Raw genomic sequence first — 17,783 nt, 5'->3', positions numbered from 1 at the left:
CCGCGGGGCCGGTCCGGCCCCGCGACGACGGGACGCCGAGGTGGGCCGATGGTGGGCGGAGCCGGCGGGCAGGCGCGGGCGGCCGTGGTCGGCACGGGCCTGATCGGGGGCTCGGTGCTGCTCCGGCTCCGCGACGCCGGGCTCGACGTGGCCGGGTGGGACCCGGATCCGGCGACCCGCCGGCGGGTCCGCGAGCAGGGGGTCGCGGCGCCGGACACGGTCGAGGAGGCGGTCGCCGGCCGGGGCGTGGTCTTCCTCTGCGGCCCGCTGCCCACCCTGCCCGCCACCGTGGCCCGGGTGGCCGCGGCCACCGACGACCGGTGCGTGCTCACCGACGTGGGCAGCACCAAGGCCGAGGTGGCCACGGCCGCCGCCACGCAGGGCCTCGGGCACCGGTTCGTGCCCGGCCACCCGATGGCCGGCGCCGACCGGGCCGGCCTCGACGCGGCCACCCCGGCGCTGCTCGACGGGGCGGCCTGGGTGCTCTGCCCGGGGCCCACCGGGATGCCGGCGTTCCGGCGGCTCGCCGCGCTGCTCATCGACGTCTTCCATGCCCGGGTGGTGCCGATGTCGGCCCCGGAGCACGACAGCGCCGCCGCGCTCGCCTCCCACCTGCCCCACCTGCTCGCCGGGGCCCTGGCCGGGACGGTGCAGCGGTCGGCGCTGCGCGACGCGGTGCTCGCGCTCGCCGCCGGCAGCTTCTCCGACGGCACCCGCGTGGCCGGCGGCCCGCCCGAGCGGACCGCGAACATGCTGCTCGGCAACCGCGAGCGGGTGCTGGCCGAGCTGGACGCGGTCCGGGCCTACCTCGACGAGCTGGCCGAGGCGCTGCGCGCCGGTGACCCCGGCAAGCTGGCCGGCCGGCTCGCCGAGGGCCGCACGGCCCGGGCCGCCCTGCACGGCCGCGCGTTCACCGCCCACCGGCGCGAGTTCCCGGCCGCCGCCGACCACGCCGGGGAGCTGGCCTTCCTCCGCGAGCTGGGGGCGGCCGGCGGTCACCTGACCGGCTGCCGGGTGGCGGGCGGCGCGGTCACCTACACGGCCCACCTTCCGGCCACCCCGCCACTAGGCTGAGCGGCATGGCGGACGCACCGGTCGTGGCGGTACGCGGCGAGGCGTACCGCGAGGTGGCCCCCGAGCTGGCCCGGTTCACGGTGACCGCCACCGCGCGGGACCGCGACCGGGAGACGACGCTGACCCGGCTGGCCGAGCGGGCGGCCGCCGTGCGGGTGCTGCTCGACGCGGCCGAGCCGGCCGTGGAGCGGCGCGAGACCGGCCAGCTCCGGGTCTGGCCGGAGACGAAGCGCTCGGGTGAGCGGGTGGTCGCCTACCACGGCAGCGTGACCACCACGGTCACCGTGGTCGACTTCACGGCGCTCGGCGAGCTGATGCTCCGCCTCGCCGACCAGGAGCAGGTCGAGCTGGCCGGCCCGTGGTGGTCGCTGCGGCCGGACAGCCCGGCCTACCGGGAGGCCCGGCACGCCGCGATCGCGGACGCCCTGGCCCGCGCCCGGGAATACGCGGAGGCGCTCGGCGCCCGGGTGACCGCCCTGGTGGAGCTGGCCGACACCGGCCTGTCCAGCGCCCCGCCGATGCTGTCCAAGGCGGGCTTCGCCCGGGCCGGCGAGGCCGCACCCGAACTGGAGCTGGACCCGCAGCCGCAGCCCGTGCAGGCGGCGGTGGAGGCCCGGTTCACCATCAGCGAGCCGGTGCTCGGCTGATGCCGCCCGCGCAGACGCTCCCGCTCGGCGAACTGGTGGCCCGGGCCCGGGCCCTCGCCGGGGACGGCCCGCGGCAGCTGCTCGGCATCGCCGGCGCGCCCGGGGCCGGCAAGTCCACGCTGGCCGAGCGGATCGTCGCCGAGGTCGGCCCGGCCGCCCGGCTCGTGCCGATGGACGGCTTCCACCTGGCCCAGTCGGAGCTGGTCCGGCTCGGCCGGGAGGCCCGCAAGGGCGCGCCGGACACGTTCGACGTGAACGGCTTCGTCTCCACCCTGCGCCGGCTGCGGCGGCTGGAGCCGACCTCGGTGTGGGCGCCCGCGTTCCGCCGGGACCTGGAGGAGCCGGTCGCCGGTGCCATCGAGGTGCCGCCCGAGGTGCGGCTCGTGGTGACCGAGGGCAACTACCTGCTGCTGCGCGACGACCCGTGGGAGGAGGTGCGCACGCTGCTGCACCAGATCTGGTTCCTCGACCTCGACGCCGAGCTGCGGGTGCGCCGCCTCACCGCCCGGCACGAGGCGTACGGGAAGACACCCGAGCAGGCCCGCGCCTGGGCGCTCGGCAGCGACGAGGCGAACGCCCGGCTCGTCGCCGGCACCGCCGACCACGCCGACCTGGTGGTCCGGCTGGCCGACCCCCTGCCGGGGTGACGGCACGGCCCGGCGCGGCAGCCGGGCCACCCCCGAGACCCTCCGGCCGGAATCCGCACCCGGTGAGGCGTCGTTTCCGGAGATCAGTCGGCGTCTTCGAGGGTCCGGACCGGGCGCGCGGGGTTACCCACGGCCACCACATTGGGGGGTAGGTCCCTGGTCACGACCGCGCCCGCGCCGACCACGGTGTTCTCCCCGATGGTCACCCCGGCCAGCACGATCACGCCGCCACCGAGCCAGACGTTGTCGCCGATGGTGATCGGCTGGGCCGCCTCCCACTTGGCCCGCCGGGCCGCCGGCTCGACCGGGTGGGTGGCGGTGAGGAGCTGTACGTTCGGTCCGATCTGGACGTCCGCGCCGATGGTGATCCGGGCGACGTCGAGGAAGACCGCGTTGAAGTTGACGAAGGTGCGCGGCCCGATGTGGGTCTGGTAGCCGTAGTCGCAGTAGAGCGGTGGCCGCACCCAGGCGTCCTCGCCGACCGAGCCGAGCAGCTCGCGGAGGGCGGCGAGTCGTCCGTCGGGGTCGTCGGCCGAGCTGCGGTTGAAGCGCTCGCTGAGCCGGGCGGCCCGGTCCAGGTCGGCGATGATCTCCGGATCGTCGGCGATGTACAACTCACCGGCGAGCATGCGGTCCTTCATGGCGGTCACCCGGCGATCATGCGCCGCATCGCGGGGGGCGCGGCCCTCGTTTCGTCGGATTGACGACTTCCGATTACATACGCGGTATGTAATTCTGGCAATCTGCGTCGATGGCTCTCATTGATGAAGACGCGTGACGAAGGAGGAACGTTGCTCCGAAATCGAAGAAGAATCGCCGGCCTCGGCCTCACCCTCGGGCTGGCGCTGGGCGCGCCCGTGCCGGCCACCGCCGCTCCCTCGGCCGCCCCGGACGGCGCCCCGGCCCGCACCGCGGCCCCCGCAGACGGCGGGCCGGGCACCGTCACCCTGATCACCGGCGACCGGGTCACCGTGACCGCCGCCGGGCAGGCCGCGGTCCGCCCCGGCGCCGGCCGCGCCGGGATCGGCTTCCTGGTCGGCCGGGAACGCGGGCACCTCACCGTGCTGCCGCAGGACGCGCTGCCCCTGGTCCGGGCCGGCCGGGTCGACCGGCGGCTGTTCGACGTCACGGGACTGGTCGCGGCCGGCTACGACGACGCCCGGCGGGACACGCTGCCGCTGCTCGTGTCGTACCGGCCGGGGTCGGCCCGACGGGCGGCGGCCCCGACGGCCGGCACCCGGGTGACCCGCGACCTGCCCGCGATCGGCGGCGCCGCAGTGGTCGCGACGAAGGCCGACGCCGGCGCGGTCTGGGCCGCGGTCACGGCCGGCCGGGCCGGTGCCCGGGTCGACGCGGCGGGGGATGTCGACCGGATCTGGCTGGACGGCCGGCGGCGGGTGACCCTCGACCACAGCGTGCCGCAGATCGGCGCGCCCACGGCCTGGGCCGCCGGCTTCACCGGCAAGGGGGTCAGCGTCGCGGTGCTCGACACCGGCGTCGACCTCACTCACCCCGACCTGGCCGGCCGGGTCGCCGACGCGCGCAACTTCAGCGAGGCGGCCGAGTCGGACGACATGGTCGGGCACGGCACCCACGTCGCGTCGATCATCGCGGGCAGCGGTGCCGCCTCCGGCGGGAAGTACCGCGGCGTGGCTCCCGACGCCACCCTGTTCTCCGGCAAGGTCTGCGAGAACCAGGGCTGCACCGAGTCGGCGATCCTCGCCGGCATGCAGTGGGCCGCGGCCGAGAAGCACGCCACCGTGGTCAACATGAGCCTCAGTGGCGCCGACTTCCCCGAGGTCGACCCGCTGGAGCAGGCCGTCGAGACGCTGACCGCCCAGACCGGCACGCTCTTCGTGGTGGCCGCCGGCAACGACGGCGCCGACGGCTCGGTCGGCTCGCCGGCCACCGCCGACGCCGCGCTGGCGGTCGGCGCGGTCGACCGGGACGACGCGCTGGCCGACTTCTCCAGCCGGGGGCCGCGGGTCGACGGCGGGATCAAGCCCGACATCACCGCGCCGGGCGTCGAGATCGTGGCCGCCCGGGCCGCCAACGGCGCCATCGGCGACCCGGTGGGGGACAAGTACGTCTCCCTCTCCGGCACCTCGATGGCCACGCCGCACGTGGCCGGTTCGGCGGCGCTGCTCGCCCAGCAGCACCCCGGCTGGACCGCGGGGCGGTACAAGGCCACCCTCATGGCCTCGGCGAAGCCGCACCCCGACCAGACGGCGTTCCAGCAGGGCGCCGGCCGGGTCGACGTGGCCCACGCGATCACCGAGCAGGTGACCAGCGACCCGCCCAGCGTCTCGTTCGGGGTGGCGGCCTGGCCGCACGGCGACGACCAGCCGATGGCCCGCACGGTCACCTACCGCAACGGCGGCAGCGCTCCGCTCACCCTCGACCTCGCCACCGAGGTCACCGGCCCCGACGGGCGCACCGCCCCGGCCGGCATGTTCACCCTCGGCGCGTCCCGGCTCACCGTGCCGGCCGGCGGGACGGCCCAGGTCACCGTCACGGCCGACACCAGGCTCGGCGGCCTCGACGGCTACTGGACGGGCCGGCTGCTCGCCCGTGCCGGCGGCGCGGTCGCGGTGACCCCGCTCGCGGTCAACCGTGAGGTGGAGAGCTACGACCTGACCGTCACGCACCGGGACCGGGCCGGCAAGCTCACGGGCGACTACTTCACCACCCTGATCGGCCTGGACACCGCCCTGTACCGGGACGTGTACGACCCCGACGGCGAGGCGCGGCTGCGCCTCCCGAAGGGCCGGTACGGCCTGAACAGCCTGATCTACGTGCCGGGGGAGGAGGGCTGGACCGAGGTGTCCATGCTCGCCCAGCCGGAGCTGGTGGTGAGCGGTGACCAGCGGCTCACGATCGACGCCCGGCGGGCGAAGCCGGTGCGGTCGACCGTGCCGCAGCGCGGCGCGGCCCCGCTCCTGATCGACTTGTCGGCGAACTGGTCCACCGCGAACTTCTCCTACGGGTTCGGGCTCTGGACGTTCAGCTTCGACGGCCTCTACAGCGGCCCGCTCGGGCGCAACGTCTCCGACTCGCTCTTCGTCGCCGCCCTGGCCAGCCAGTGGCTCGAACCGACGGCGCCGGAGCGCAGCCCGTACTTCTACGGTCTCAACGAGCTTTTCCCGGGCCGGATGCCGACCGGGTTCGTCCGGCACTACCGGCCGGCCGACCTGGCCACCGTGACGCACAAGTTCGCGGCCGGCTACCCGGGGCCGGACAACGAGCGGATCGTCTTCCCCGAGTCCGACTACAACATCGGCGGCTCGGCGGTCGTCGTCCCCGTCCCGGTGCCCGGCAAGCGGGTCGAGCACTACAGCACGACCCGTACCCGGTGGAGTTCCGAGCTGGACTTCGGCGCGCGCGGCGAGGACGGCTGGCTGGAGGTGCAGGCGGTGCTGGCGTCGGTGCCCACCCGGTACCGCCCCGGCCGGACCTACCGGGAGGACTGGAACAGCGCGCCGTACGGGCCGTCGTTCCCGCAGCCGCGGTGGCCGGAGCAGGGCATCACGCGCAACGGCGACACCCTCGTCGTCGACCTGCCGGTGCACAGCGACGCCGCCGGCCACCCCGGCGGCTCGCGCAACAACACCGAACGGACCGCCCTCTACCGCAACGGGAAGCTGCTCGCCGAGCAGGCCACCCCGGGGTACGGCGAGTTCCAGGTGCCGCCGGGCGTGGCGAGCTACCGGCTGGAGACCTCCGCCACGCGCGGCTTCACCGACCTGAGCACCGAGGTCTCGGCCACCTGGACGTTCCGCTCCAGGCACGTCCCGGGTGACGAGTGGGCGCGGCTGCCCGCCATGGCGGTCCGCTTCGCCCCGCCGCTGGCCGTGGACAGCAGCGCACCGGCCGGCCGGACCTTCACCATTCCGGTGACGGTGCAGCGGCAGCCCGGCGCGCCGGCGGCCTCCGTCGCGGCGCTGACCGTCGACGTCTCGTACGACGGCGGCAAGACCTGGCGCAGGGCGGCCCTGCACAAGCAGGGCGCGGGCTGGGCGGCCACCGTCCGGCACCCGGCCGGCCCCGGTCACGTCTCGCTGCGGGCCACCGCCCGGGACAGCGCCGGCAACACGGTCACCGAGCGGATCATCCAGGCGTACCGCCTGCGGTGAACCTATGGTCCGGGTCCGCGGCCGTCGTGCCGCGGCCCGGACGGCGGGCGGGCCGGGGCCTCGCGCCCCGGCCCGCTCCGCGCGGTCGGTCAGTCGTTGGCGTGCAGCGCCGCGTTCAGCTCGATGCCCCGGCCGGTGCGCGGCTTCGCCTCCAGCGCGCCGGTCACCGAGTTGCGCCAGAACAGCAGGCCGTCCACCCCGGAGAGCTCGCGGGCCTTGACCACCCGGCCGTCCGGCAGGGTGATCTTCGAGGCGGCGGTGATGTAGCAGCCGGCCTCCACCACGCAGTCGTCGCCCAGGGTGATGCCCACGCCCGCGTTCGCGCCGACGAGGCTCCGCTCGCCGATGCGCACCTTCTCGGTGCCGCCGCCGGAGAGGGTGCCCATGATCGAGGCGCCGCCGCCGATGTCGGAGCCGTCGCCGACCACCACGCCCTGCACGATCCGCCCCTCGACCATCGAGGCGCCCAGCGTGCCGGCGTTGAAGTTGACGAAGCCCTCGTGCATCACGGTGGTGCCGGCGGCCAGGTGGGCGCCGAGCCGGACCCGGTCCGCGTCGGCGATGCGCACGCCGGCCGGGACCACGTAGTCGGTCATCCGGGGGAACTTGTCCACCCCGTGCACGGCCAGGTGGCGGCCGGCGGCCCGCTCGATGACCCGCAGCTCGTCGACCCGCTCCGGCGGGCACGGCCCGGCCGAGGTCCACGCCACGTTGGCCAGCTTGCCGAAGATGCCGTCGAGGTTCAGCTCGTTGGGCCGCACCAGGCGGTGGGAGAGCAGGTGCAACCGCAGGTACGCGTCGGCCGCGTCCTTGATCGGGTCGTCCAGTGAACCGATGACGGTGACCACCTGGACCGTGCGCAGGCCGGGCAGCACCCGCTCGCCGACCGCGCCGGGCGGCAGGTCGAGCACGTCGGCCTCGTCCTCCCCGGCGACCAGTGGCAGCTCGCCGAGCCCCAGCTTGCCGGTCGGGTACCAGGTGTCCAGCACCTGGTCTTCAGCGGTGATCGTGGCCAGGCCGATGCCCCAGGCAGACTGTGCGGTCGTCACGAAAATGACGGTACCGTGCCACACATGCAGAACCCGTTGACCCCCGAGGTCTTGGCCGATCCGGTGGCGCTGACCCGCGCGCTGGTCGACATCGAGTCCGTGTCGCTCAACGAGAAGGCGATCGCCGACTGCGTCGAGGAGGTGCTGCGCGGCGTGCCGCACCTCACCACCTACCGGCACTCCAACACGGTGATGGCGCGCACCGACCTGGGCCGCCCGCAGCGGGTGGTGCTCGCCGGCCACCTGGACACCGTCCCGCTCAACGACAACTTCCCGTCGACCATGCGCGGCGACCTGATGTACGGCTGCGGCACCTCCGACATGAAGTCCGGCGTGGCCTTCGCGCTGCACCTGGCGGTGACCCTGCCCGACCCGCGCTACGACGTGACCTACTTCTTCTACGAGGCCGAGGAGATCGAGTCGAGGTACAACGGCCTCACGCTCGTCTCCCAGGCGCACCCGGAGTGGCTGGCGGCCGACTTCGCGCTGCTGCTGGAGCCCACCTACGGGATCGTGGAGGCGGGCTGCCAGGGCACCATGCGGGCGATCGTCACCACGCACGGCGAGCGGGCCCATGCGGCCCGGTCCTGGCACGGGGTGAACGCCATCCACGGCGCCGGCGAGGTGCTGCGCCGGCTCAACACGTACGAGGCGCGGCGGGTGACCATCGAGGGCTGCGACTACCGCGAGGGCCTGAACGCCGTCCGGATCACCGGCGGCGTGGCGGGCAACGTCATCCCGGACCGCTGCGACATCGAGATCAACTACCGGTACGCCCCGGACCGCGACCCGGCCGCGGCCGAGGCGCACCTGCGCGAGGTCTTCGCCGGCTTCGAGCTGACGGTCACCGACGCGGCGGCCGGCGCGGCGCCGGGGCTGGACAACCCGCCGGCGCAGGAGTTCCTGGCCGCGGTGGGCGCGGCCCCGATCGGCAAGCTGGGCTGGACGGACGTGGCCCGGTTCGCGGCCATGGGCATGCCGGCGCTGAACTTCGGCCCCGGCGACCCGAACCTGGCCCACCACAAGGACGAGCACGTCGAGCTGACCAAGATCCGCGATGGCGCGGCCACGCTGCACCGCTGGCTCGCCTCGTCCTGAGTACGCGACCGGGGGCCCGCGTCGGTGACGCGGACCCCCGGGCCGGCCGGACCGTCAGAGCGTGGTCGTCAGCGGGGTCTCCGTCTCGGTGGTCTCGCCGGTGAGGTCGGTGTGGTGGGCTTCCATCATCCGGGCGCGGCGGCGCTCGGCCACCACGTCGCGGATCCGCCGCTGCATCTGCCGGCGGATCCGGATCATCTCGCTGTTGCTGATCAACGCTGGCTCCTCCCCCGAAGGCGCGTCGCCCGGGCATACCCGGTATGTGAATAGTAAGACGTACGAGCGAGCCATTTAGTTGCCCATGATCACGAAGAATTTCTCCGGGCCGCCCGCCTCCGCACCGCGCCGCCCCGGCTCCACTACGGTGGCCCCATGAGCCAGAGCAACGGGCGGCCACCCGGCCGCGGGCCGAGCGGGGAACGGCACCGAGGTGCTGTCACGCTGCGCAACCAGGCCATCCCGACCAGCACCGCCGACCAGCGGCTGCTCGACTCCCGGGGCCGGGGCGACTGGAAGACCAAGGACGCCTGGCGGGCGCTGCGCATCCTGTCCGAGTTCGTCGAGGGCTTCGACACCCTCGCCGACCTGCCGCCCGCGGTCAGCGTCTTCGGCTCGGCCCGGAGCAAGCCCGAGAGCCCCGAGTGCCGGCTCGCCGAGGAACTGGGCGGCGCGCTGGCCCGGGCCGGCTACGCCGTGATCACCGGCGGTGGGCCGGGTGTCATGGAGGCCGCCAACCGGGGCGCCGGCGAGGCGGGCGGGCTCTCCGTGGGGCTCGGCATCGAGCTGCCGTTCGAGCAGGGCCTCAACGACTGGGTCGACCTGGCCATCGACTTCCGCTACTTCTTCGCCCGCAAGACCATGTTCGTCAAGTACGCCCAGGCCTTCGTGGTGCTGCCCGGCGGCTTCGGCACCATGGACGAGCTCTTCGAGGCGCTCACCCTGGTGCAGACCGGCAAGGTGACCCGCTTCCCCGTGGTGCTCATGGGCGTCGACTACTGGCGGGGCCTGCTCGACTGGCTCCGGGACACGATGGCCGCCGACGGCAAGATCGGCCCCAACGACCTGGAACTCATCTGCCTCACCGACGACGTCAACGAGGCGGTCCGGCACATCGTGGAGGCCGAGGCCGTGCTCTCGGCCGAGCAGGAGGCCGTCCGCGAGGACGCGGTCGCCCGGGTCGCCGCTGACCAGCGGGCCGCCGCGGAGGCCGCCCCCGAGGGGCCGGCGGAGCAGGGCTGAACATGGCGAACGTCTGCGTGTTCTGCGCGTCCTCGCGCACCCTCGACGCCCGCTGGCTGGACCTGGCCACCGAGACCGGCGCGGAGCTGGCCCGGCGCGGGCACACGCTGGTCAGCGGCGGCGGGTGCGTGGGGATGATGGGCGCGGTGGCCGACGGGGCGCGCGCCGCCGGCGGCCGCACCCTGGGTGTCATTCCGCAGGCGCTGGTCGACCTCGAGGTCGCCGACCTGGCCTCCGACGAGCTGCTGATCACCGACGGGATGGCCAGCCGCAAGACCCTGATGATCGACAAGTCGGACGCGTTCGTCGCGCTGCCCGGCGGGCTCGGCACCCTGGACGAGCTGTTCGAGGTGTGGACCACCGCCACCCTGGCCATGCACGCCAAGCCGATGGTGCTGGTCGACGCCGACGGCTTCTACCTGCCGTTGCTCGACTGGCTGCGCACCCTGGCCGACCGCCACTTCCTCAAACCGGCCGGCCTGGACCTCCTCCTGGTGGCGGAAACGGTCCCGGAAGCCCTGAACCTCCTGGACACCCGCCTGACCTGACCCCGCCGGCCCGCCCGACCCTCGCCGGCCCGACCCTTGCCGTCGATCATGAGGTTGACGGCGAAGTCGATCTCCTTCAGTGCCGCCAACCTCATGATCGACGGGAGCGGGGGAGGTGCGGGGGGTGCGGGGGGTGCGGGGGTGCGGGTGGGGGCCCGGGGTGGGGGTGGGGCGGCGGGTTTTCTGGTGTCGTACCGGCGTGGTGGGATGTCGGGGATGCAGGCGTATCGGCTGGTGCGCCGGGCCGGTGACGTGGGGACGGGGGTCTCCCGCGACGCCGGGGCGGAGCAGGGGGGTGGTCGGTCCGGCGGGCCGGCCGAGACGGAGCCGCGATCCGGGGGGTCCGCGGGCGATGCCGCGCACCCGTCGCCGCGCCGCCCGGACCCGGTGCAGGCCGAGGTCGTCGCGCACACCGACGGGCCGATGCTGGTCGTCGGCGGGCCGGGCACCGGCAAGACCGCCACCCTGGTCGAGGCGGTCGCCGCCCGGGTGGCCGAGGGCGTCGACCCGGAACACGTCCTGGTGCTCACCTTCGGCCGGCGGGGCGCCACCGAGCTGCGCCACCGGATCGAGGCGCGGATCGCGGGCGACGGTCACCGGGTCGTCCGCGAGCCGCTGGTGCGCACCTTCCCGGCGTACGCCTTCGGGCTGCTCCGCCGGGCCGCCGCCGAACGCGGCGAACCCTCGCCCCGGCTGCTCACCGGCCCCGAGCAGGACCTCATCATCCGCGAGCTGCTCGACATCGTGGGCGAGGAGCCGGAGGACGACCCGGTCGGCTGGCCGGAGGACCTGCGCCCCGCCCTGCGCACCCGTGCCTTCGCCCAGCAGCTCCGCGACCTGCTCATGCGCGCCGCCGAGCGGGGCGTCGGCCCCGTCGAGCTGGCCCGGCTGGGCGAGAAGCTGGGGCGCGCCGACTGGCCGGCCGCCGCCCGCTTCCTCCGCGAGTACGTGGCCGTCCTCGCCCTGCGCGACGTGAGCAACCGGGGCTCGATCGCGTACGACCCCGCCGAGCTGGTCCGGGCCGCCACCGGCATGCTGCTCGACGACCCGGAGCTGCTGGCCGCCGAGCGCCGCCGGCTCGCCCACGTCTACGTCGACGAGCTGGCCGACACCGACCCCGCCCAGCTCGACCTGCTCGCCGTCGTGGCCGGCGGCGGCAAGCCCCTGGTCGCCTTCGCCGACCCGGACTCCTCCACGTACGCGTTCCGCGGCGCCGACCCGGCCGGCGTGGCCACCTTCCCGCACCGCTTCCGCACCGCCTCGGGTGCGCCGGCCGCCCAGGTCACGCTGACCACCTCGTACCGGGCCGGGCCGGAGCTGCTGGCGGCCACCGCCCGGCTGGCCCGCCGGCTGCGCGGCCCGGCGGCGCACCGGCGGCTGCGGCCCCTGCCCGACGCCCCGCCGGCCACCGTGGACGTCCGCACCTTCCGCTCGGCCACCAGCGAGTCGGCGTGGCTCGCCCACGCGCTGCGCGAGGCGCACCTGCTCGACGGGGTGCCCTGGTCGCGGATGGCGGTGCTGGTCCGCTCCACCGGCCGGCAACTGCCCTCGCTGCGGCGGGCCCTGCACACCGCCGGGGTGCCGACCGTGGTGCACGGCGAGGACCTGCCGCTGCACCTCCAGCCCGGCGTGGCCCCGCTCCTGCTGCTGCTCCGCTGCGCGCTCGAGCCCGACCGGCTCGACGAGGAGTCGGCCGTCGCCCTGCTGCACTCGCCGCTGGGTGGCGCGGACCCGCTCGCCGAGCGGCGGCTGCGCCAAGGACTGCGCGCGCTCGCGCTGGCCGCCGGTGACCGCCGCCCGTCCGGCGAGCTGATCGTCGAGGCGCTGCGCGACCCGGCCGGGCTGGCCACCGTCGAGCGGCGCTGGGCGGCGCCGGCGCAGGCCGTGGCGCACCTGCTGGAGACCGCCCGGCAGGCCGCCGCCACGCCGGGCGCGACCGCCGAGGACGTGCTCTGGGCCGTGTGGCGGGAGAGCGGGCTCGCCGAGCGCTGGGCCGGGGCGATCACCCGCGGCCGGGCCGCCACCGGCGAGCACGAGACGGCGCAGCGCTGGCGGGCCGAGGCGGCCGACCGTGACCTCGACGCGGTCCTGGTGCTCTTCGACGCGGCCGCCCGGTTCACCGACCGGCTGCCCGGCGCGCGCACCGAGGTCTTCCTCGACCACGTGCTCGGTCAGGAGCTGCCGGCCGACACCCTCGCTGCCAGCGCCGACCGGGGCGAGGCCGTGCGCCTGCTCACCGCGCACGCGGCCAAGGGCCTGGAATGGGACCTGGTCGCGATCGCCGGTGTGCAGGAGGGCGTCTGGCCCGACCTGCGGCTGCGCGGCAGCCTGCTCGGCTCGGAACGGCTCGTCGACGTGCTCGCCGGCCGGGCCGACGGCGCCGGGCTGCGGGCCAGCCTGGTCGGGCAGACCTCGGCGCTGCTGGACGAGGAGCGCCGGCTGTTCCACGTCGCCGTCAGCCGCGCCCGGCGGCGGCTGCTCGTCACCGCGGTCGCCTCGGCGGCGGTCGGCGGCGACGACCACGAGGAGCAGCCCAGCCGCTTCCTGCACGAGCTGGCCGCCACGGATCCGCCCGCCGTGGGCGGCGGCGGCACGGTCCCGCCCGCCCCCGACCGGGGACCGCGCCCGAGCAACCCGGCCGACGGCGGCACGACCGGTGGGGACGAGGACCCGCAGGACGGGGCGCCCGGCGTCCTGCCGGTCACCCTGCCGCCGCGCGGGCTCACCCTGTCGGCGCTGGTGGCGGAACTGCGTACCGCGGTCACCGACCCGGCGGCGCCGGTCACCCGGCGGCGCGCCGCGGCGGCCGAGCTGGCCCGGCTGGCCGCCGCCGGGGTGCCCGGCGCGCACCCGGACGACTGGTGGGGGCTGCGCGGCCTGTCCGACGACCGGCCGCTGGTCGACGAGGGCGAGCCGGTGCGGGTCACGCCGTCGGCCATGGAGAGCGCCCTGCGGTGCAGCCTGCGCTGGCTGCTGGAACGGCACGGCGGCAGCGCCCCGGCCAGCGCGGCGCAGGGCGTCGGCAACCTGGTGCACGCCGCCGCCATGCTGGCCGAGGACGCCAGCGTCGACCGGACCGCCCTGCTGGAGTACGTGGCCGCCCGGTTCGACGCCATCGAGCTGGCCGCCCGCTGGATGGTCGGCCCGGAACGGGCCCGCGCCGAGGCCATGGTGGACAAGCTGCTGCGCTGGCTCGCCGGCAACCCGCGGCGGCTGCTCGCCATCGAGCACGAGTTCGCGGTGCGCCTCGACGACCCGCGCCGGCCCGTCGAGCTGACCGGCCGGGTCGACCGGCTGGAGGTCGACGCCGAGGGGCGGCTCGTCGTGATCGACCTGAAGACCGGCAAGTCCACGGCGGTCACCGAACGGGAGGTGGCCGAGCACCCGCAGCTCGGCGCCTACCAGGCGGCCGTGGAGGCGGGAGCCTTCGCCGAGTTCGGCGAGGAGTCCGGTGGCGCCGCGCTCGTGCAGCTCGGCACCGGCGCCAAGGAGGCCAAGGAGCAGGCCCAGGCCGCCGCCGGGGAGGGCCCCGAGGCCGGTTGGGCCACCGCGCTGGTCCGGCGCACCGCCGACACGATGGCCGCCGCCACCTTCGCCGCCGTCGCCAACTCCAAGTGCCGGGTCTGCCCGGTGCGCACGAGCTGCCCGGTCTCCGGGCAGGGCCGCCAGGTCGTCGAGCCGCCCACGGAGCACCCATGACGACGCAGCCGACGCTCTTCGGCGCCACCGCCACCCCGACGCCAAGGACCGCCGACGCCGGCCCCCGCTACACCCCGGTCGAGCTGGCCCGGCTGCTCCGGCTTCCGGCGCCCACCCGGGAACAGGCGGCGATCATCGCCGCGCCGGTGGAGCCGCTGCTGGTGGTCGCGGGCGCCGGCTCCGGCAAGACCGAGACGATGGCCGCCCGGGTGGTCTGGCTGGTCGCCAACTCCTACGTCCGCCCCGAGCAGATCCTCGGTCTCACCTTCACCCGCAAGGCGGCCGGCGAGCTGGCACACCGCGTACGCACCCGGCTCGACCAGCTCATCCGCCGGCTCGGCCGGCAGGGCCGGGACCCGCACGAGGACCCCCTGGCCGGCGAGCCGACCGTGTCGACCTACCACTCGTACGCGGGCCGGATCGTCACCGAGCACGGGCTGCGCGCCGGCTACGAGCCGACCACCCGCCTGCTCACCGAGGCGTCCCGCTGGCAGCTCGTCGACCTGCTGGTGCGCAACTACGACGGCGACATGTCCGAGGTGGACCGGATGCCGTCGACCATCACCGACGCGGTGCTCGCCCTGGCCGGCGAACTGGACGAGCACCTCGTCGACCCGGACGAGCTGGCCGCCTGGACCGGCCGGTTCTTCGCCGAGGTGCAGTCCCGCCCCGGCCGGGTCTACGCCGACGTGCGCAAGGCCCTCCAGCTCCAGCAGACCCGGCTGAAGCTGCTGCCCCTGGTCCGCGCGTACGCCCGGCGCAAGGACGACTTCGAGGCCATGGACTTCGCCGACCAGCTGGCCCGGGCCGCGCGGGTGGCCCGCGACCACTCCGGCGTCGGGGTGATCGAGCGGGACCGGTTCCGGGTGGTGCTGCTGGACGAGTACCAGGACACCAGCCACGCCCAGGTGGTGCTGCTCAACGCGCTGTTCGGCGGCGGCCACCCGGTCACCGCGGTGGGCGACCCCTGCCAGTCCATCTACGGCTGGCGCGGGGCCAGCGCCGGCACGCTGGACCGGTTCCCCACCGAGTTCGCCCGCACCGACGGTGCCCCCGCCGAGGTGCTCAGCCTCACCACGAGCTGGCGCAACCGCCCCGAGATCCTCGGCGTCGCCAACGCGCTGTCGGTGCCGCTGCGGGCGGCCGGCGCCCGGGTGCCCGAGCTGCACGCCGCGCTCAGCGTCCGCGAGCCCATCCCGCACCGCAGCCCCGGCGGCCGGGCCGCCGGCACGGTGCACTGCGCGCTGCTGGAGACGTACGCCGACGAGGCCGACTGGATCGCCGACAGCGTGCTGGCGGCCTGGCGCGGAGCGGCCGGGATGCCCGACGCGCTGCCCGAGCACATCCCGGCGCACCGGCGCCCCACCACCGCCGTGCTGGTCCGGCTGCGCAGCCAGATCCCGGCTCTCGAGGCGGCGCTGCGCGCCCGCGGGCTGCCCGTCGACGTGGTCGGCCTGGGCGGCCTGCTGGACACCCCCGAGATCCGGGACGTGGTCTGCACGCTGCGGGTGCTCGCCGACCCGACGGACGGGGCGGCGCTGCTGCGGCTGCTCACCGGCGCGCGCTGGCGGATCGGGCCGCGTGACCTGGTGGCCCTGCACCGGCGCGCCCGGGCCATCGCGCGGGCCCGGCGCGAGGTGACCGGCGACGACGGGCCGGAGATCACCGTGGACGCGCTGGACGAGGCCACGCTGGTCGAGGCGCTGGCCGACCTGGGGCCGGCGCAGGCGTACTCGGCGGAGGGCTTCGCCCGGCTCCGGTCGTACGGGATGGAGCTGGCGCTGCTGCGCTACCGGCTGGACCAGTCGCTGCCGGAGCTGATCGCGGACATCGAGCGGACCATCGGCCTGGACGTGGAGGTGGCGGTCCGGGCCGGCCGGGACGGCGCCGGCGACGCGGGCCTGGCCCGCGCCCACCTGGACGCGCTCGGCGACGTCGCGGCCCGGTTCAGCGGCGAGACGCCCGGTGCCACGCTGGCCGGTTTCCTCGCCTACCTGGCCGCCGCGGAGGACGAGGAGCGCGGCCTCACCCCGGGCGAGGTCGAGGTGGTGGAGGGCGCCGTGCAGATCCTCACGGCCCACGCCGCCAAGGGCCTGGAGTGGGACGTGGTGTCGGTCGCCGGGCTGACCCGGGGCGTGTGGCCGGGGCCGGTACGCAACTCCGACCACTGGCTGGGTGGGCTCGGCGTGCTGCCGTTCCCGCTGCGCGGCGACGCGGACGGGCTGCCCGAGCTGGCCCCGGCCGGGGCGGACGACCAGCGCGGGGTGGCCCGGGCGGTGGAGGACTTCACCGACGCCTGGCGGGCGCACGACGAGCGGGAGGAGCGCCGGCTGGCGTACGTCGCGGTGACCCGGCCCCGCCGGCTGCTGCTCTGCTCCGGCTACTGGTGGGGGGAGGGGACGAAGAAGTTCCGCGGCCCCTCGGTCTTCCTCCGCGAGGTGCACGACGCCTGCCTGGCCGGCGGGGACGGGCACCTGGTCGACGCCTGGGCACCCGAGCCCGCCGGGGACGCGGTCAACCCGACCACCGAGACGGTCCTGCGGGCGGAGTGGCCGGCCGACCCGCTGGGCGCCCGCCGCCCGGCGCTGGCCGAGGCGGCCGCCCTGGTCCGCCGCTACCTGGCCGACCCCGAGGCGGCCCGCCGCGAGGAGGCCCTGCTGGCGGCCGCCGCTCCGGCACCGGCCGGGGACGTCGACACCACGGCACCCGCCGAGGACGGCGACACGACGGCGCCCGCCGAGGATCCCGAGGTGGCCCGCTGGCGGAGCGAGGCCGACCTGCTCCTGGCCGAACGGGCCGAGCTGGCCCGGCGGGCCGAGGCCGTCGAGGTGGAGCTGCCCGGGCACCTGTCGGTGACCCAGCTCGTGGCGTTGCGCCGTGACCCGGAGGCCCTGGCCCGTACGCTGCGCCGGCCGATGCCCACCGAGCCCAACCCGTACGCCCGGCGGGGCACCGCCTTCCACACGTGGCTGGAGCAGCGCTTCGGCGCCGACCGCCTGCTCGATGTGGACGAGCTGCCCGGCGCGGCCGACGAGGACGCCGCACCGGACGACGCGCTCACCGAACTCCAGGAGCGCTTCCTGGCCAGCGAGTGGGCCGAGCGGGTGCCGGTGGAGGTGGAGGTGCCCTTCGCCACGGTGATCGCCGGGGTGGTGGTCCGCGGCCGGATGGACGCGGTCTTCGCCCGCCCCGGCGGCCGCTTCGACGTGGTCGACTGGAAGACCGGCCGGCAGCCCACCGGGCGGGAGGCCGACGCGGCGGCAGTGCAGCTCGCCGTCTACCGGCTGGCCTGGGCCGAGCTGGCCGGGGTGCCGGTCGAGCGGGTCGGTGCCGCCTTCCACTACGTCCGGGACGGCGTGACCGTTCGCCCGGCCGACCTGCTCGACGCCGCCGGGCTGACCGCACTCGTCGCCGCGGTGCCGGAATTTCCGACAGAGGGCGCGGCGTTGCAGAGATCGTGCTAGGCTGACCACGTTGCAGTTTTGGTTTCCAGAGACTCTGTGTGCGCCTGGCGGATTGTGGCCCCAGGCGCTCTTTGTTGTGTCCGGAGTTCTCCGGGCGGGGCGACCAGCAGCGACAGGTGCGGCGCGCGGCCACGCGCGACGCACTCCTCGGGTCCGCAACAGGTGCGGATCCGAACGTTCCGTCA

12 protein-coding genes are annotated in these 17,783 nt (G+C 75.8%); 9 read left to right on the top strand and 3 right to left on the bottom strand.

The annotated features are described in order from the left end of the window. Window positions 1–48 precede the first annotated feature (48 nt). From GCE86_RS21160 to GCE86_RS21150, 3 genes are read left to right on the top strand one after another with little or no spacing between them, the layout of a single operon-like run. Window positions 49–1,074, top strand: a complete 1,026-nt coding sequence (locus GCE86_RS21160; protein WP_154228565.1) for a prephenate dehydrogenase — start codon at window positions 49–51, stop codon at window positions 1,072–1,074. Between the two features lie 5 nt (window positions 1,075–1,079). Further along, on the top strand, window positions 1,080–1,721 hold the full coding sequence (locus tag GCE86_RS21155) for an SIMPL domain-containing protein (RefSeq protein ID WP_154228564.1): 642 nt from the start codon (window positions 1,080–1,082) through the stop codon (window positions 1,719–1,721). Beyond that, entirely contained in the window at window positions 1,721–2,368 is a 648-nt protein-coding gene (locus tag GCE86_RS21150; protein WP_154228563.1) for a nucleoside/nucleotide kinase family protein, read from the top strand. Before GCE86_RS21155 ends, GCE86_RS21150 begins: the two co-directional genes overlap by 1 nt. An 83-nt stretch (window positions 2,369–2,451) precedes the next feature. On the opposite strand, the gene GCE86_RS21145 is transcribed toward GCE86_RS21150, so the two are convergent. Continuing rightward, window positions 2,452–3,018 (bottom strand): sugar O-acetyltransferase, encoded by a 567-nt coding sequence (locus GCE86_RS21145; RefSeq protein WP_154228562.1) that lies wholly within the window; start codon window positions 3,016–3,018, stop codon window positions 2,452–2,454. Window positions 3,019–3,159: 141 nt separating this feature from the next. On the opposite strand from GCE86_RS21145, the gene GCE86_RS21140 reads away from it, so the two are divergent. Further along, complete coding sequence (locus GCE86_RS21140) at window positions 3,160–6,501, top strand: S8 family serine peptidase (protein WP_154228561.1); 3,342 nt, start codon at window positions 3,160–3,162, stop codon at window positions 6,499–6,501. An 89-nt stretch (window positions 6,502–6,590) separates the two neighbouring features. Here the strand turns inward: GCE86_RS21140 and dapD are convergent, their stop codons facing one another. Further along, the gene (gene dapD, locus GCE86_RS21135) at window positions 6,591–7,550 is read right to left on the bottom strand and encodes a 2,3,4,5-tetrahydropyridine-2,6-dicarboxylate N-succinyltransferase (RefSeq protein ID WP_154228560.1); all 960 of its coding nucleotides are present in this window, start codon (window positions 7,548–7,550) and stop codon (window positions 6,591–6,593) included. 24 nt (window positions 7,551–7,574) lie between these two features. Here dapD and dapE point away from each other — a divergent pair, with 24 nt between their 5' ends. Then, entirely contained in the window at window positions 7,575–8,648 is a 1,074-nt protein-coding gene (dapE, locus tag GCE86_RS21130; RefSeq protein WP_154228559.1) for a succinyl-diaminopimelate desuccinylase, read from the top strand. Between the two features lie 54 nt (window positions 8,649–8,702). Here dapE and GCE86_RS31695 read toward each other — a convergent pair whose 3' ends face one another. Beyond that, window positions 8,703–8,864, bottom strand: coding sequence for a hypothetical protein (locus GCE86_RS31695; protein ID WP_167364265.1), 162 nt, complete (start codon window positions 8,862–8,864; stop codon window positions 8,703–8,705). Between the two features lie 156 nt (window positions 8,865–9,020). Here GCE86_RS31695 and GCE86_RS21125 point away from each other — a divergent pair, with 156 nt between their 5' ends. From GCE86_RS21125 to GCE86_RS21110, 4 genes are all read left to right on the top strand, one after another. Beyond that, entirely contained in the window at window positions 9,021–9,887 is an 867-nt protein-coding gene (locus GCE86_RS21125; RefSeq protein ID WP_154228558.1) for an LOG family protein, read from the top strand. Window positions 9,888–9,889: 2 nt separating this feature from the next. Then, window positions 9,890–10,435 carry an LOG family protein gene (locus tag GCE86_RS21120; protein ID WP_154228557.1) on the top strand — a complete coding sequence of 182 codons (546 nt, stop codon included), beginning with the start codon at window positions 9,890–9,892 and terminating at the stop codon, window positions 10,433–10,435. 216 nt (window positions 10,436–10,651) lie between these two features. Continuing rightward, the gene (locus tag GCE86_RS21115) at window positions 10,652–14,134 is read left to right on the top strand and encodes an ATP-dependent helicase (RefSeq protein WP_154228556.1); all 3,483 of its coding nucleotides are present in this window, start codon (window positions 10,652–10,654) and stop codon (window positions 14,132–14,134) included. Beyond that, the gene (locus GCE86_RS21110; RefSeq protein WP_154228555.1) at window positions 14,131–17,598 is read left to right on the top strand and encodes an ATP-dependent helicase; all 3,468 of its coding nucleotides are present in this window, start codon (window positions 14,131–14,133) and stop codon (window positions 17,596–17,598) included. Before GCE86_RS21115 ends, GCE86_RS21110 begins: the two co-directional genes overlap by 4 nt. The last annotated feature ends 185 nt before the right edge of the window (window positions 17,599–17,783 follow it).

The sequence above is a fragment of the Micromonospora terminaliae genome, from assembly GCF_009671205.1.
In the GTDB taxonomy this organism is placed as follows: Bacteria; Actinomycetota; Actinomycetes; order Mycobacteriales; family Micromonosporaceae; genus Micromonospora; species Micromonospora terminaliae.
This window is presented reverse-complemented; position numbering and strand designations above follow the sequence as displayed.

Bases quoted from the DNA above. Each gene is read 5' to 3' on its own strand.
- GCE86_RS21160 (WP_154228565.1), top strand. From the start codon at position 49: ATGGTGGGCGGAGCCGGCGGGCAGGCGCGGGCGGCCGTGGTCGGCACG.
- GCE86_RS21155 (WP_154228564.1), top strand. From the start codon at position 1,080: ATGGCGGACGCACCGGTCGTGGCGGTACGCGGCGAGGCGTACCGCGAG.
- GCE86_RS21150 (WP_154228563.1), top strand. From the start codon at position 1,721: ATGCCGCCCGCGCAGACGCTCCCGCTCGGCGAACTGGTGGCCCGGGCC.
- dapE (WP_154228559.1), top strand. From the start codon at position 7,575: ATGCAGAACCCGTTGACCCCCGAGGTCTTGGCCGATCCGGTGGCGCTG.
- GCE86_RS21125 (WP_154228558.1), top strand. From the start codon at position 9,021: ATGAGCCAGAGCAACGGGCGGCCACCCGGCCGCGGGCCGAGCGGGGAA.
- GCE86_RS21120 (WP_154228557.1), top strand. From the start codon at position 9,890: ATGGCGAACGTCTGCGTGTTCTGCGCGTCCTCGCGCACCCTCGACGCC.
- GCE86_RS21115 (WP_154228556.1), top strand. From the start codon at position 10,652: ATGCAGGCGTATCGGCTGGTGCGCCGGGCCGGTGACGTGGGGACGGGG.
- GCE86_RS21110 (WP_154228555.1), top strand. From the start codon at position 14,131: ATGACGACGCAGCCGACGCTCTTCGGCGCCACCGCCACCCCGACGCCA.